Raw genomic sequence first — 13383 nt, 5'->3', positions numbered from 1 at the left:
CGGTCGGATCGGGGGATTCAGATGTCGGAGGAGGCGGTTCCGGGTCTGCGGCGTGAGGCGATCGGCCTGCGCGAGGTCCTGTTCCAGAGCATCACGGCGATGGCGCCGGCGGCGGCGGTCGCCGCGTCCATCCCGTCCGGAGCGGCGTTCGCGGGCGGCAGCCTGCCCCTGGCGGTGCTGATAGCGCTGGTGGCCTGTCTGTTCACCGCGTCGTGCGTGGCCGAGCTGGCACGCGAGATGCCCTCCGCGGGTTCGGTGGCCACCTACACGGCGCGGGGACTGCATCCGTCCGCCGGATTCCTCGTGGGCTGGGGCTACGTGTTCGTCGAGGCGCTGGTGCCGCCGCTGCTCCTCCTTCAGCTCGGATTCACGACGGCGGGCACGCTGCACCAGGAATGGTCCTCGTACCCGGACGGCCTCTGGTGGCCCTGGTCGCTCGCGGGCGCGGTGGTCATCGCGGTGGCGGGCTATCGGGGAGTCCGCGCCTCGGCCCGGTTCGGCACCGTTCTCGGCGTCTTCGAAGTGCTGGTCTTCCTCGTCTTCGCGGTCTGGCTGATCGCCAGAGCCGGCGGGGACAACACGCTGTCGGTGTTCGGGGCCTCCCACACGGCCGAAGGCCACGGCGGGATCAGTGGCGTGTTCGCGGGATCGGTGTACACCGTGCTCGCCTTCGCCGGGTTCGAGGCGGCGGCTCCGCTCGCGGAGGAGACCAGGGACCCGCGCCGCACGATGCACCGGGCCGTCCTCGGCGCGGCGCTGGCCATCGGACTCGTCTACGTCCTGACGACGTACGCCATGTCGGTGTACTTCGGTCCCGACCGGTTCGCCGGGTTCGGAGCCTCCGGCGCCGCGTCGTGGGAAGGCGTGGCGCGCGCTTCCTTCGGGCTGTTCTGGGTGCTCGTGTTCCTCGCGGTGGTCAACTCGACGATCGCCAACGCCAACGCGTGCGCCACCGTCTCCACGCGAACGGCCTTCGCTCTGGCCCGGATCCGCGTCCTTCCCGCGCTCTTCGCCCGTGTGCACCCGAGACACCGCTCCCCCGCGGCCGGGGTGGCCGTGCAGTGCGCCGTGACCGTGGCCGTCATGCTGGGGCTCGGTCTCGCGTACGACCCGGTGACCGCGTTCCTGCTCCTCGCGACGGTGATCGTCACCGTGGTGATCGGCGTGTACATCGTGGTCGATCTCGCCTGTGCGGGCTACTTCCTGCGCCGCGGACGCGAGTTGTTCGCCCCCGTCCGGCATCTGGTGTTCCCGCTGCTCGGCATCGTCGCCTTCGTGCCCGCGCTGCTCACCGCCGCGGGTCTGCCGGTCTTCGACTTCGTGACCGGACTGACCGCGCCGGTGTCGTACGCCGGGCCGGTCGTGGGTGCCTGGATGTCGGCCGGGGCCGTGATATTGGTCTTCCTGCTGCGTCGCCACCCGGAGCGCATAGCCGAGACCGCCCGTGTCCACCTCGACGAGACCTCGCCCCCCGCCCCTTCGCAGAGCGGAGCCGTGCAGCCATGAGCGACCCCAGGATCCTGACCGTGCGCCCGGTGCCGGGCGAGTTCGCCTGGACGTTCGGCGGCGCACCACCCGTGGCACGCATCGCGCCGGGCACCGTGCTCGATCTGTACACCGAGGACTGCTTCGCCGGACGGGTGCGCTCCGAGAAGGACTTGGTGTCCGAGGTCTGCGAGTTCCCCTTCCTCAATCCGCAGACCGGCCCCTTCCATGTCGAGGGAGCGGAGCCGGGCGACACGGTCGCGGTCCACTTCGTCTCGATCGAGCCGGCCCGCGACTGGGCGGCTTCGACGACGGTCCCCCTCTTCGGCGCCCTGACCTCCACCCACACCACGGCGTCCCTGCAGCCACCGCTGCCGGAGACGGTGTGGATCTGGCAGCTCGACCGGGAGCGCCGGACCGCGCTGTTCAGCGCACGGGACGGCGACATCCGGATCGAGCTGCCGATGGATCCGATGCACGGCACCGTGGGTGTGGCGCCCGCGAACCTGGAGGTGCGCTCCGCGCTGGTGCCCGACGCGCACGGCGGGAACATGGACACACCGGAGATGCGGGCCGGAGTGACCTGCTATCTCGGGGTGAACGTCGAAGGCGCCCTGCTCAGCCTGGGCGACGGACACGCGCGCCAGGGTGAGGGAGAGACCTGCGGGGTCGCGGTCGAGTGCGCGATGAACACGGTGGTGATCGTCGAACTCCTGAAGGGAGTCGCCACCCCCTGGCCGCGCATCGAGTCCGACACCCACATCATCTCGACCGGCTCGACACGCCCGCTGGAGGACGCCTTCCGGATATCCCAGCTCGACCTCGTGCAGTGGCTGGTGCGCGACTACGGGTTCAGCGAGCTGGACGCGTACCAGTTCGCGACGCAGACGGTCGAGTCTCCGCTCGCGAACGTCTGCGACACCAACTACACGTGCGTCGCCAAGCTGCGCAAGGAATGGCTGCCCGCGCGTGAGACTCATCGCGGACTGCACGCCCAACTGCGCGAGACGGCCGCGGCGTTGCGGCGCTGACCACGAGGCCCACGTGCGGCAGGCCCCGGCCCGGCCCTCCGCTTCCGGCACCCGCTTCGACCTGCCCGGATCCGGGCCGCGGGTTCACGGCCCACCCCCACCGACGAAAGGCCAACCCCATGGAGCGAGCACAGCCGTTACCCAGCCGACGACGGCTGCTCAAGGGCGCAGCCCTCGCGGCCCTCCCCTACGCGTTGCTCCCCGATGCGCGGGCGACCGCGCAGCCGGCGGCCGTCGACTATCCGGGCGCCGAGTGGATTCCGGCGACCGGCTCCAACTACACGGCCTCCGACCGCCCCTACAGCTACGAGCTCGACTACGTGATCATTCACGTCACCCAGGCCTCGTACGTCACGACCCTGTCCATCTTCCAGAATCCGCAGAAGAAAGTGTCCGCGCACTACCTCGTGCGCTCGGCCGACGGCCATGTCACCCAGTGCGTGAGGGAGCGCGACGTCGCCTGGCACGCGGGCAACTGGGACTACAACACCAGAAGCATCGGAATCGAGCACGAGGGCTGGATCGACCGGCCCGCCTACTTCACCGACGCCCTCTACGAGGAGTCGGCCAGGCTCACCGCCGCGGTCTGCGACCGGTACGGCATTCCCAAGGACCGCGCCCACATCCTCGGACACCGCGAGGTACCGGGCACCGATCACACCGATCCCGGGCCGAACTGGGACTGGACGCGCTACATCAGGCTCGTCAACTTCGCCTGACCTGGGGCGGGCCTCGCTGCGGCCAGAACGGGCAGGCCGCGAGGCACCGGGCGGAAGGGGAACGTCACACGGGTTGTCCAGGCCCGCTCCCGGAGTGACGATGGGCCCAGTCGCATCGCCTTCCGGGAGGCCGAGTTGACCGATCCTTGGGTGGCCCTGGAACCGGGGACCGATCCCGCCGAGCGGGGTCGGCTGCTGCGCCGCGCGTACGAGTCGTTCACCGAGGGCGGCACGGTGTCGCGGCCGGTGCGTGCCGTGGTGGCGGAATCCTGGCGGCGGTCGGCGCGGGCGGGCGTCGTGCCGGAGGGCGCCGCGAGGGTGGAACTCACGGACGGGGAACTCGGTTCCTACCGGGCGGAGCATCCGCTCGCACGGGTGATGCCGCTGTTCCGGGAGCTCATGGGAACGTTCGCGGCGGACGGGGAGCACCTGCTGGCCGTGTGCGACGCGCAGGGCAGACTCCTGTGGGTCGAGGGCCACCCGGGAACACGACGACAGGCCGGACGGATGAACTTCGTGCCGGGCGCACGGTGGTCGGAGTCGGCGGTCGGAACGAACGCCCCGGGCACGGCGGTCGCCGTCGACCGTCCGGTGCAGGTGTTCGCGGCCGAGCACTTCATCCGGCGTGTGCAGCCCTGGACCTGCGCGGCGGCCCCCGTGCACGATCCGCGCACCGGACGAGTGCTCGGCGCGGTGGACATCACCGGCGGGGACGGGCTCGCGCATCCGCACAGCCTCGGCTTCGTCCAGGCGGTGGCGCGGGCCGCCGAGGCCCAACTGGCGCTGCTCGCGCCGCCTCGGGCCATGGCCGACTCCCTCGAACTGACCGCCCTGGGGCGTGACGAGGCCCAACTGGTCTCGGACGGAAGGAAGATCAGGCTCAGCCGTCGGCACAGCGAGATCCTCGTGCTGCTGGCCCGGCATCCGGAAGGTCTGACGGGCGACGAGTTGCAGTGCGCCCTGTACGAGGACGAGTCGGTGACGCCGGTGACCCTGCGGGCCGAGCTGGCACGGCTGCGCAGGATCCTCGGTCCGGAACTGCTGGGTTCGCGTCCCTACCGGCTCACCCGGCCGGTCGAGTCCGATGTGGCGGTGGTGGAGCGGCGGCTCGGCACCGGCGCGGTGACGGCGGCCGCGGCGGTGTACGCCGGTCCGCTGCTGCCGGGTTCGACGGCACCGGCGGTGGTACGGCTGCGGCGACGGCTCGCCGACGGGCTGCGGACGGCGATCATCGCCCGGCGGGACCCCGACCTGCTGGCCGACTGGGCCCGAGCGCCGTGGGGCGAGGACGACCTCGACGTCTGGCGGGCGTTGTCGGCGCTGCGCCCGGCGGCGACCGTACACGCGCGCGTGGCGGAGCTGGAGTCCGAGCAGGGCGCACAGGCCGGATGGACGGGTGCCGCACGCACCGGCCGTGCGCGACCGCAGTCTCGCTGACGCGGTGGGGTGCGGCCCGCCCGCAGGGCGGGGCAGCGGTTCCGAGCGCGCAACGTCGTTGCAACGTCCGGGTTCCTAGCCTCGCGGCGAGAGCTGCCCGACGGCGGGCAGCGCTTCTCCGGGAGGCAACCAGCATGACCCGATACGCGGCGCCCGGCAGCGAAGGCGCGATCGTCTCCTACCAGGCGCGTTACGACCACTTCATCGGCGGGGAGTACGTCGCGCCGGCTCGCGGGCAGTACTTCGAGAACCCGAGCCCGGTGAACGGGCAGCCGTTCACCGAGGTCGCGCGCGGCACCGCCGAGGACGTGGAACGCGCGCTGGACGCGGCGCACGCGGCGGCACCCGCGTGGGGGCGCACCTCCGTGACCGCGCGCGCCGACATCCTGCTCAAGATCGCCGACCGGATGGAGGCGAACCTGGAGAAGCTGGCGGTCGCGGAGACCTGGGAGAACGGCAAGCCGGTCCGTGAGACGCTGGCGGCCGACATCCCGCTCGCGATCGACCACTTCCGCTATTTCGCGGGGGCGATCCGCGCTCAGGAGGGTTCGCTGAGCGAGGTCGACGACGACACCGTCGCGTACCACTTCCACGAGCCGCTGGGCGTGGTCGCGCAGATCATCCCGTGGAACTTCCCCATTCTGATGGCGGTGTGGAAGCTCGCTCCGGCGCTGGCGGCGGGCAACGCGGTCGTCATCAAGCCGGCCGAGCAGACGCCGGCGTCCATCCACTACTGGATGAGCCTGATCGCGGACCTGATCCCGCCGGGTGTGGTGAACATCGTCAACGGCTTCGGCGTGGAGGCGGGCAAGCCGCTGGCCTCCAGCGCGCGGGTGGCGAAGGTCGCGTTCACGGGCGAGACCACCACGGGGCGGCTGATCATGCAGTACGCCTCGGAGAACATCAAGCCGGTGACGCTGGAGCTGGGCGGCAAGTCGCCGAACATCTTCTTCGACGACGTGTGGGCGCAGAACGACGACTTCCGCGACAAGGCGCTCGAGGGCTTCACGATGTTCGCGCTCAACCAGGGCGAGGTGTGCACGTGCCCTTCACGCGCCCTCGTCCAGCGCGGCCACTACCGCGAGTTCATGGAGGCGGCGGTCGCCCGCACCGAGCTCATCAAGCCTGGCAACCCGCTCGACACGGACACGATGATCGGCGCGCAGGCGTCCAACGACCAGCTGGAGAAGATCCTCTCCTATCTGGACATCGGCCGGCAGGAGGGCGCCAAGGTGCTCACCGGCGGTGAACGCATCGAGCACGACGGAGAGTTGAAGGGCGGTTACTACGTCCAGCCGACGATCTTCGAGGGCGACAACCGGATGCGGATCTTCCAGGAGGAGATCTTCGGCCCGGTCGTCTCGGTGACGTCCTTCGACGATTTCGACGACGCCATCAAGATCGCGAACGACACCCTGTACGGGCTCGGCGCCGGCGTGTGGACACGGGACGTCAACACGGCCTACCGGGCGGGACGTTCCATCCAGGCCGGCCGCGTCTGGACGAACTGTTACCACGCATATCCGGCACATGCCGCATTCGGGGGCTACAAGCAGTCCGGCATCGGCCGCGAGACCCACAAGATGATGCTGGAGCACTACCAGCAGACGAAGAACCTCCTGGTGTCCTACTCCCCGAAGAAGCTGGGCTTCTTCTAGGCGCACAACAAAAGGCGCCTGACCTGGTTCCTCACCTGTCAGGCGCCTTTCGCTCGCTCGATGAGGCGGTTCGCCCGCCCTCGAGCGAACCGGCCGACCGCTGTGCCGCGGGGATGCCGCCCTCGCCAACGGCGGGGAACCGGTCGGGAGCGGGCCGTCCCGGTGGCGTCCACCGGAGTCCCCGCCGCGCGGCCGGACGCCCGTTCCCGGAGACCGACGACGCCGCCGCGCGTACGGCTACCGTGCGGACGGCAACCCCAAAGGACGCCATTGCCGAACTCGAACGGCTGAACCGCTTCCTGAAGTCCATCGGCCACGGGTGAGAGCAGCCGCGGATGACGCCGATCCGTACCCTGAACGACGCGGACGCAGAGACGCGCTCCAGGAGTCAAGCCTCCGCGCCGACGGATGCGGGGCACGAGAGGACCCGACGGTGCCCGAAGACTTCGACCGTGGTCGCTCCCTCGAGGAGTTGGAGGGCCTGCACCGGCCGACTCCTCCCGCGGACACGACCCCCATGGTCCGGAACGTGTACGAGCTGCGGCGTCGACCGGCCGCGGCCCTGGAGCCGCACGAGCCGGCCCGGCTGACCGGACAGGACGTGGGGCTGCCCTGGCTCCTGCCCCTGGCCGTGGAGATCCTGCGGGACACCGCACCGCAGCAGGCGGAGGGTGGCTGGTTCGACGACGACCTGCTGTACGCGGTCGTCACCAGAAAGCCGGAGGCATGGGCCACCGCTCCTGAGCCGGCTCACGAACTCAAGGAAACCGTCGCCGTCCTGACCGACGTCTCGCGCTACGTCCGCCAGGAGATCGACGCGTTCCCCTCGGCCCTGCCCGGGGACGATGCCTGACAGTGAGCCGCGGAAGCCCAGGAGGAGGGAGGCACTCCACCTACCGGCGGACGCCGGCCGAATTCGGTGGCAGCGGGGCCGATGTAGGCCGGTCGGCATGCAACCCGCCGGCAGAGGCGCCCGGTGGAGTCATCCCTGGCCCGAACCGCCCGTGCGTCGCCTGTACACCGAACACGGCAATGAGTACACGAGTAGGGTCGCGGATCCGTCGCCCATCCATCATTGATTCGTATTATTATATTGCGGAATTGAAGGGCGGGGGTGCGCTACGGCGGCACGCACCGACAGCATTCACCTTTCCCACGGTCGCCATTCGCGTTCGATCCGCCGCTCGACCAAAATCAGGGATTAATTGACGGTAAAGGTGGGCACGGCGCCCATCACCATGAAATAGAATGGAACTGCTGGGGAAGCCGGGGTCGACGTGTCACCTCGGCTTCCCCGAATCCGGGCCGCCAATCCCCGTTCTAGAACGAATGAGCCTCAGCTGTTTGTTCTTTCTAGCACAAGTGGCCATTCCACCGAACAGGCGGAGCATTTTCGACCCGACATATGCGCTCCCTATTCACGCCGGACTGCGCCGCCCATCGTCGCGATAACACCGCACGCCCGCCGAACAGAGCGAATTCCGCCTGGCACGTATTGTGCGTTTCTCCTTGATGAAGGAATATTCCAATCAGCGGTTCTCACCGTTGGGAGGGACACGCATGACGAGCCACGCAATCGAAGTCGACCTGAAAAGCCTGCTCCACCAGGCGCTGCAAGCCACAGGTACGGGCGCGCGTTGGACGACCGATGCAGACGAGATGTGGTGCCGCCTCACATGCCGGTCCGGCGTACAACGCCGACAGGGCTGGAAACTGCACGTGTCCGCGACTGCCGCCTCCGCGCCAGAAGTCCTCGTGAAGGCCCTGGACGTGCTGCTGCGCGAGGAGGCGGCATTCAAGTTCGTCCAGTCGCTCGAGCAGGTGAGCGCGCTCAACTCCCGTGCCACACCGCGGGGAAGTTCCGGCAAGTTCATCACCGTATACCCGCCCTCCGACGGCGACGCGGCCCGGATCGCGTTGGCACTGCACAAGGCCACGGCGGGACTGGCCGGCCCCCGGATCCTGTCCGACCAGCCGTACGCCCCGCACAGTCTGGTGCACTACCGCTACGGCGCCTTCGTCGGCCGGCGGCGGCTGTCGGACCAAGGCCTGCTGGTGTGGTTCATCGAGGACCCCGACGGCAATCCCGTGGAGGACAAGCGCACCGGGCAGTACTCCCCTCCCCCGTGGGCGGTCAGCCCCTTCCCCGCCTCGGTGCCGCTTCCACCACAACAGGAGAAGGCGGCGCGGAGCCGGGTGGTGCTCGGCGGCCGGTTCTCGGTCCGGGAAGCGATCCGGCACACCAACAAGGGCGGCGTCTACCGGGGGACCGACGTCACCACCGACGCACCCGTAGTGATCAAGGAGGCTCGGCCGCACGTCGAGGGCGACGCGGCCGGCTCCGACATCCGTGACTGGCTGCGGGCCGAGGCCAGGACGCTGGAGAAACTCAAGGGCACGGGACTGGCACCGGAGCCGCTCGCGATGTTCGAGACAGGCGGGCACCTGTTCCTCGCCCAGGAGGAAGTGCCGGGCGTGCCCCTGCGTACCTGGGTCGCCGAGCGCTTCCGCGACGTCGGCAGCGAACGCTACCGAGCGGACGCGCTCGACCAGGTCGGGCGTCTGATCGACCTGGTCGCGGAGGCCCACGCCCACGGCTGCGTACTGCGGGACTTCACGCCCGGCAATGTCATGGTCCGCCCCGACGGAGAACTGCGCCTCATCGACCTGGAGCTCGCCGTCCTGAAGGACGACATCATGCTCCCGACCAAAGTGGGGACCCCCGGCTTCAGCGCCCCCGAGCGCTTGGCGGACGCTCCCGTCTCCCCGACGGCCGACTACTACAGCCTCGGCGCCACCGTGTGCTTCGTGCTCAGCGGGAAGGTACCGAATCTGCTGCCCGAGGAGCCGGCCACCAGGCCTGCCGAGCAGCGGTTCGCCGAGTGGCTGGCCGCCTGCGCCGGAACGCTGCGCCTGCCGGACGGCCTGCCGGAGATGATCCTCGGGCTGATGAAGGACGATCCCGGCGAACGCTGGGACCTCGCCAGGGCTCGTGCGGCTCTCCGCGAGACGGACCTGGCGCGGCCGAGACACCCCGCCGCCGGACCGGTGCGGACCGACGAACCGGACGACGTGACGCAGATGGCGGTCACCGGGATGGTGAACCACCTCGTCGATTCCATGACCCCGGCCGACGACCGCCGGCTGTGGCCCGTGTCCACCCTGGCCGGGGAGACCGACCCCTGCACCGTGCAGCAGGGTGCGGCAGGTGTACTGGCGGTCCTGACCCGGTACTTCGAGCTCACCGGCGACCCACGTCTGCCGGATCTGCTCTCCACCGCGGGCAACTGGATCGCCGCCCGTACCGGCACCCGCTCCATCCGCCCGGGCCTGCACTTCGGCGGCCGCGGAATCGCCTGGGCGCTGTACGACGCCGGACGTGCCATCGACGACCGCACGCTCACGGACCACGCGTTGGCCCTGGCACTGGCTCCACTGGAGCCGACGCCCAGTCACGACATCACCCACGGCTGCGCGGGCAGTGGGCTCGCCGCCGCCCACCTGTGGCACCGCAGCGGTGACCCGCGCCTGGCCGAGCTGGTCGTCGACGCGGCCGACCGGCTGGCCGCCGCCGCTCAGCCCGAGCCGTCCGGCGTGAGCTGGCCCGTCCCCGCGGAAGCCGTTTCCGAAGAGGCCGGCAAACGCTATCTGGGCTTCGCGCACGGAACGTCCGGCATCGGCAGCTTCCTCCTCACCGCCGCGGCCGTCTCCGACCGGCCGGAGCACCTGGAGCTGGCCGTGGCGGCGGGAGAGCACCTGGTGGCCAACGCCGTGACGGTCGGCCGGGCGGCCCAGTGGCCGGCCCAGGCCACGGACCTGCCCACAGCCCCGTACTGGTGCCACGGTTCGGCGGGCATCGGCTCCTTCCTGGTCCGCCTCTGGCAGCGGACCGGCGACGAGCGGTTCGGCGATCTGGCACGCGGCGCCACGCACGCCGTCGTGGAGCGCGCCTCCCGCGCCCCCCTCGCCCAGTGTCACGGGCTGGCCGGGAACGGCGACTTCCTCCTCGACATGGCCGACGCCACCGGGGATCCCGCCTACCGGGCGATGGCCGATGACCTGGCCCGCCTCATCGTCTCCGAACGGGCCCACCGCGACAGCCACGTCGTCTTCTCCAACGAGTACGGGGACGTCTCGACGAGCTGGAGCGACGGCTCCGCAGGAATCCTGGCGTTCCTCCTGAGGATCCGCCACACCGACTCCCGGCACTGGACTGTCCAGCAGCCGGGCTGAGCGACAGGAAATCCCCTGTCGCAACCGCTCACAGAAGGAGAATGTCATGGAGAACCAGGCCCTCGAGCTGCTGGCCCACCTGCACGCCCTTCCCGAGACCGACCCGGTCGACTTCGACGGAGCATCGTTCTCCGGAACGTGCGCCTGCGTCGGGGTGCTGACGCTGCTCAACACCGTCTGTGTGGGCGTCAGCTGCGCCTGACCGAGTTCCTCCGGCCGGTGGCCGCCCTCGGGCGGCCACCGGCCGGAGCCAAGGCCGCTGCGGCCGGCAGGCCTGCGGAGGACACCCCCGTCGACGAGGACCCGACCATGCAGCCACACGCCGGTGACGACGCTCGCACCCGGGCAACCCCCCTGACCACCACCCTCACGGACCCGGAAGCCACGCGGTCCTCCGCCCGGCCGGTGTACGCCATCAGCGCGCGCGGTCTGGTCAAGAGCTACCCGGGCCCGGACGGGACCACCACCCACGCCGTCCGCGGCCTGGACCTGGACGTGCGCAGGGGCGAGACCTTCGCCTTCCTCGGCCCCAACGGCGCGGGCAAGTCCACCACCCTCGCCCTGCTGTGCGCGCTGGCCCGCCCCACCGCCGGACAGGCCACGGTGGCGGGCGCCGACGTGCTCAGCCGGCCGGACCAGGTACGGAGAGCGGTCGGGATGCTCTTCCAGCACAGTGCCCTGGACCCGGACCTGACGGCCGAACAGAACCTGTACATCCACGCCCGTCTCTACGGACTGCGCCGCCGCCACGCCCGCCTGCGCGTCACCGAGACGCTCGAGACGGTCGGGCTGGCCGACCGGCGGTGTTCCCCGGTGCGCACCCTGTCCGGAGGCATGCGTCGCCGCCTGGAGCTCGCCCGTGGTCTGCTGCACGCGCCCCGGATGCTGTTCCTCGACGAGCCGACCACCGGACTCGACCCGCACGCCCGCGCCCAGGTCTGGGAGCACCTGCGCGCACTGCGCGACCGGCACGGCTGCACGCTCTTCGTCACCACCCACTACCTGGAGGAGGCGGAGAACTGCGACCGCCTCGGCATCCTCGACCACGGCCGGCTCGTGGCCCAGGGCACGCCCCTCGCGCTGAAGGCCGCGATCGGGGAGGACCGGGTGGTGCTGCGCACCGGCGACGACGCGGCAGCACGACAGGTCGTGGGCCGGACCGCGCCGCCGGGCCTCGCCGTCACCCTGGAAACCGAAGGAGTGTCCCTGCGGGTGCCCGACGGCAGCGCCTGGATCCCCCGGCTGTGCGCGGCACTGGAAGCACACGGCATCGCGGTGCACGCCGCGTCCGCGACCCCGCCGACGCTCGACGACGTCTTCTTCCACCACACCGGCCGCAGCATCCACACCCCCCGCTCCCACCGGGAACCGGCCGCCTCGGTTCCGGGCACGACCGTCCCGGCGACAGAGGAGACCCCGTGACCGCACCCGCTCCGCCGGCCTCGGACGCCTCCGACACCCCTGATGCCCCTGGCGCCTCCGGCCGTGAGCCGAGGCACCGCCTGCGTCACGAACTGCGCGCGGTCCACGCCCTGGTCCACCGCGATCTGCTGCGCCTGGCGGCCCAGCCCGTCCACACCGCCCTGATGCTGCTCCAGCCGGTGCTCTACCTCTTCGTCCTGGGGGGTGGTCTGGCCGCCCTGATCCCGAACTCCTCGCTGGGTACCGGCTACCAGACGTACCTCTTCCCGGGCATGCTGATGATGACGGTACAGGCGCCGGCCGTCATCGTCGGTGTCCGCCTGATCACCGACCGGCAGAGCGGCTACCTGCGCGAACTCCTGATGGCCCCGGTCGGCCGGCCCACCCTCCTCCTCGGAAGCTGCGCCGGCGGCACCATCGTCTCCACGGTCCAGGGCGCCGTCCTGCTCGGCCTGGCCGGCGCCGTCGGCCTGCCCTACGACCCGCTCCTGCTGGCACTGCTCCTCGCCGGCATGGTCCTGGCCTCCTTCACGGTCACGGCCCTGTCCCTGTCGCTGGCCGTGAGCCTGGACCGGCCCGAGATCTTCCACATGCTGCTCGGCCTGGTGATGATGCCGCTGCTGTTCCTCTCCGGCGGCTTCTTCCCGCTGGAGAACCTGCCGGGCTGGGCCCATGCGCTGGCCGCCGTCAATCCGCTCGCCTACGGAGTGGACCTGCTCCGCCGCTGCATCGCGCTACGGGTACCGGACCAGGCAGCCACCGTGGGCATCGAGTGGTCCGGCCTGCGCCCTCCCCTGCTCCTGGAAGGCGCTCTCCTGCTGGCCACCGGAGTCGTGGCCCTGCTCTGGGCCGCCCACCGCTTCAGCCGCCCCGAATGACACCCGGACGCGGGGCCGAAAAAGTCCAGGCCCTCCGAGAGCTTCCCGCCTGGTCCGACAGACGCGCGCCCGTCCGCCACGGCGAGAACCGTCCGCCCGATCCGGTCGCCCCGTACGGCCGCGAAGGCCGACGCTCGGTCGCGGTGCGGTTCCTGATACCGAACTCGGCTCCGCGCGAGCGGAGGTGTCCCGTCGGCGTATTCGGCCGGCGAAGAACCTTCTGGTCAGCCACTCGCCCAAGAAGCTCGGCTTCTCCTAGGCCCTGTCGTCAAATTCCCGTCTGCCCTGCGGACGGACGACGGGAATTTGACGACAGGGCCTAGAGCCCGGAGTCGGTTGCCCGGAGGCCTGCCCGGGCTCCGGGCAACCGACGGAGCACCCGCGCTCCGCGGTCAAGGCGACAGCACGTGCCGCTGCGCAGGCTCCGCCGCACCCTGCGGCGGTGTCGGCGCGCCGGAGCCGCGAGAACACCGCCGCCTCGTGCAGCGGCGGCACTAGTGATCCCCGCGTCACGCTCCCT

Annotated in this window: 10 protein-coding genes; all 10 read left to right on the top strand. The window is 70.7% G+C overall.

Translation table 11 applies throughout. From position 1 onward, the window contains the following. The first annotated feature begins 21 nt into the window (after positions 1-21). The 10 genes from ACICHK_RS33760 (at position 22) to ACICHK_RS33715 (ending at position 12863) form a co-directional block, all read left to right on the top strand. Positions 22-1506, top strand: coding sequence for an APC family permease (locus tag ACICHK_RS33760; RefSeq protein WP_406839868.1), 1485 nt, complete (start codon positions 22-24; stop codon positions 1504-1506). Continuing rightward, the gene (locus ACICHK_RS33755) at positions 1503-2516 is read left to right on the top strand and encodes an acetamidase/formamidase family protein (RefSeq protein ID WP_406839867.1); all 1014 of its coding nucleotides are present in this window, start codon (positions 1503-1505) and stop codon (positions 2514-2516) included. The genes ACICHK_RS33760 and ACICHK_RS33755 overlap by 4 nt, the downstream gene beginning before the upstream one ends. Before the next feature lie 119 nt (positions 2517-2635). After that, positions 2636-3235, top strand: coding sequence for an N-acetylmuramoyl-L-alanine amidase (locus ACICHK_RS33750; RefSeq protein WP_406839866.1), 600 nt, complete (start codon positions 2636-2638; stop codon positions 3233-3235). A 135-nt stretch (positions 3236-3370) separates the two neighbouring features. Beyond that, on the top strand, positions 3371-4672 hold the full coding sequence (locus ACICHK_RS33745; RefSeq protein ID WP_406839865.1) for a GAF domain-containing protein: 1302 nt from the start codon (positions 3371-3373) through the stop codon (positions 4670-4672). Positions 4673-4806: 134 nt separating this feature from the next. Then, positions 4807-6330 (top strand): aldehyde dehydrogenase, encoded by a 1524-nt coding sequence (gene adh / locus ACICHK_RS33740; RefSeq protein ID WP_406839864.1) that lies wholly within the window; start codon positions 4807-4809, stop codon positions 6328-6330. Positions 6331-6763: 433 nt separating this feature from the next. Beyond that, entirely contained in the window at positions 6764-7183 is a 420-nt protein-coding gene (locus tag ACICHK_RS33735) for a contact-dependent growth inhibition system immunity protein (protein ID WP_406839863.1), read from the top strand. Positions 7184-7890: 707 nt separating this feature from the next. Next, positions 7891-10563 carry a class IV lanthionine synthetase LanL gene (gene lanL, locus ACICHK_RS33730; protein WP_406839862.1) on the top strand — a complete coding sequence of 891 codons (2673 nt, stop codon included), beginning with the start codon at positions 7891-7893 and terminating at the stop codon, positions 10561-10563. Between the two features lie 46 nt (positions 10564-10609). Next, positions 10610-10765 (top strand): VenA family class IV lanthipeptide, encoded by a 156-nt coding sequence (locus ACICHK_RS33725; protein WP_192582752.1) that lies wholly within the window; start codon positions 10610-10612, stop codon positions 10763-10765. Between the two features lie 107 nt (positions 10766-10872). Further along, positions 10873-11985 (top strand): ATP-binding cassette domain-containing protein, encoded by a 1113-nt coding sequence (locus ACICHK_RS33720; RefSeq protein ID WP_406839861.1) that lies wholly within the window; start codon positions 10873-10875, stop codon positions 11983-11985. Then, on the top strand, positions 11982-12863 hold the full coding sequence (locus tag ACICHK_RS33715; RefSeq protein ID WP_406839860.1) for an ABC transporter permease: 882 nt from the start codon (positions 11982-11984) through the stop codon (positions 12861-12863). Before ACICHK_RS33720 ends, ACICHK_RS33715 begins: the two co-directional genes overlap by 4 nt. Positions 12864-13383 lie beyond the last annotated feature (520 nt).

It is taken from the genome of Streptomyces sp. AHU1 (assembly GCF_045343905.1).
GTDB classification, from domain to species: domain Bacteria; phylum Actinomycetota; class Actinomycetes; order Streptomycetales; family Streptomycetaceae; genus Streptomyces; species Streptomyces triticiradicis.
This window is presented reverse-complemented; position numbering and strand designations above follow the sequence as displayed.

Excerpts from the sequence above, each read along its gene's own strand:
- ACICHK_RS33760 (WP_406839868.1), top strand. The coding sequence starts at position 22 with ATGTCGGAGGAGGCGGTTCCGGGTCTGCGGCGTGAGGCGATCGGCCTG.
- ACICHK_RS33755 (WP_406839867.1), top strand. The coding sequence starts at position 1,503 with ATGAGCGACCCCAGGATCCTGACCGTGCGCCCGGTGCCGGGCGAGTTC.
- ACICHK_RS33750 (WP_406839866.1), top strand. The coding sequence starts at position 2,636 with ATGGAGCGAGCACAGCCGTTACCCAGCCGACGACGGCTGCTCAAGGGC.
- adh (WP_406839864.1), top strand. The coding sequence starts at position 4,807 with ATGACCCGATACGCGGCGCCCGGCAGCGAAGGCGCGATCGTCTCCTAC.
- lanL (WP_406839862.1), top strand. The coding sequence starts at position 7,891 with ATGACGAGCCACGCAATCGAAGTCGACCTGAAAAGCCTGCTCCACCAG.
- ACICHK_RS33725 (WP_192582752.1), top strand. The coding sequence starts at position 10,610 with ATGGAGAACCAGGCCCTCGAGCTGCTGGCCCACCTGCACGCCCTTCCC.
- ACICHK_RS33720 (WP_406839861.1), top strand. The coding sequence starts at position 10,873 with ATGCAGCCACACGCCGGTGACGACGCTCGCACCCGGGCAACCCCCCTG.